At 36.8% G+C, this 2,079-nt stretch carries 2 protein-coding genes; one reads left to right on the forward strand and one right to left on the reverse strand.

Annotated elements, in window-relative coordinates:
• The coding region (locus ACESMA_RS18895; protein WP_372950428.1) for a TonB-dependent receptor at positions 1 to 1,253 on the reverse strand (1,253 nt) is incomplete at its 3' end.
• Between the two features lie 278 nt (positions 1,254 to 1,531).
• Between ACESMA_RS18895 and ACESMA_RS18900 the strand changes: the two genes are divergently transcribed.
• Positions 1,532 to 2,041 (forward strand): RNA polymerase sigma factor, encoded by a 510-nt coding sequence (locus ACESMA_RS18900; RefSeq protein WP_372950429.1) that lies wholly within the window; start codon positions 1,532 to 1,534, stop codon positions 2,039 to 2,041.
• Positions 2,042 to 2,079: the final 38 nt, after the last annotated feature.

Genomic DNA, 2,079 nt, shown 5'->3' on the forward strand with positions numbered 1-2,079 from the left:
CTAATTGTCCAGCGGTTAAAGTAAAAAATATGTTCTGCAAAAAGTGAAACAATATTCCTGGTTTTCGATTTGGTAAAAAAAGCATTTTCGCCGGGTACCCTAATAAATGACTCCATTTCTTCACCCAAAACATTGCTTAAAATTTTTTCAGACCTGAATTCAGTGCCAAAAGATGTTTTACCTGCATGCCAAAGAAACCAGGAATTTAAATTTGCTCCCCAAATATCGGTTCGGTGAAAGTTATGATTTTGATACCATTCCGGTGGATTTTCCCGAAATAACATAAATTTATCGGAATGCCTGCGGAAATAAATAACCGGGGTTAAATTCAACTTCGCATAAGATTCGAATTTTACCGATGAAAAAAGTGTTTGGGTATTTTCATACTGATTGGGATAAACCGGAGTGTAAAAACTATTGGCCCCAAAACCTTTATCTGTGAATCCGGTCTGTAAAGAGAGTTTTCCTTTTTCTGAATCCAGCTTTCCTGAATAAAACAAATTGGACGCACCAAAATCTGTACTATTAATGTATCCATTCGAACTTTTATAATTACCGGCCACCAAATGGTTCATTTTCCCGGTAACAAAACCGGCGGAAATGTTTGAATTGAGATATCTGTAACTTCCTGCAGAAATTAATGCAGATAGTTCGTTTCCTGAATTTTGTTTTGTAACAATATTTATAGCTCCTGAAAATGCATTCGGCCCGTAAATCCGTGCGGCAGGACCTTTGAGCACTTCAATGCGTTCAATTTGGGATAAACTTACGGGAATATTTAAGTTATGATGTCCGGTTTGCGGGTCGGTGATGTTAATACCGTTCAGGAGAATTAAAGTTTGGTCGAACGTGCCGCCGCGGATGCTGATATCTGCCTGGATTCCACCGGCACCGCGTTGCCTTACATCAATTGATGTAACCTGCTCGAGTAAATCCTGCAAGCTTGTTGCCGGCCCCTGCTCAATTTCCTTTGCGGTAATTACTGTGAGCACCCGCGCAATTTCAGAATATACCGAAGGTGCCCGCGATGCTGAAACTTCAATTTCTTCCAAATTAAATTCCATTTTCACCTGCTTTGTTGTATCTGTTTCCATGGCAAAAGATAAAACCGGAACAGCCAAAAAATAAGAAACCGACAATACCGAAATTTTCACCGCCTTATGCAAAATGGAAAACAAAGAATAGGATTTTCTTCCCCATTTTTTGAAAACAAGGTAATTTTTACCAGGAATTTTGTCTTTTTGGAACCTCATAGTTGAAAATTAAACCACATAAAAATTGAAGCCGCAAATATAGAACATTTATCAAATCTGATTTCCCCTTCTGAAATTCTGTTTAATATTGCTTCAAAAACATTTAAACAGAACGATTTACAAATTAATTACTTTTTTCCCATAAGCAATCTTTATCGTGTATAGATAAAATCAACTATTAAAAGAGTGAAAAATCTTTTTTATTTGTTTTATGAATTCTATATTTGTTTCGACAAATTGTAAGAAAAATTAATAATTAACTTTAAATTTATAACGCCATGACTCAAGTTCAATTTAACAACGCACTTCTCGGATTAAGAGACAAACTGCACTACTACGCTCTCAGTTTAACTTCCGACTCGGAACGCGCCGACGATCTTTTGCAGGAAACCATGCTTAAAGCGCTCACTTACCGTGACAAGTTTACGCAAAACACGAACTTTAAAGCATGGATTTACACCATAATGAAAAACACGTTCATTAACGATTACCGGAGAAATGTAAAAACAAGGAACACGTTTGATGATTCTAACAACGACTTTCACCTTTTGTTTTCAAAAGACAAAGTTTATCCTGCTCCTGATTCGTTTTACAGCACAAAAGAAATAAACAAAAGCATTGACGAACTGGAAGATGAATACCGCATTCCGTTCACCATGTTTCTGGATGGATACAAGTACAAGGAAATTGCAGAAGAGTTGGATCTTCCGCTCGGAACGGTAAAAAGCCGGATTTTCTTCACCCGTAAAAAGCTTGAAAAATCACTGCACGAATACGCGATTAATTGAAATACTGATAAAATCTCATCTGAAAAGATCTTCGGTTT

It is taken from the genome of Mariniphaga sp. (genome assembly GCF_041687215.1).
In the GTDB taxonomy this organism is placed as follows: Bacteria; Bacteroidota; Bacteroidia; order Bacteroidales; family Prolixibacteraceae; genus Mariniphaga.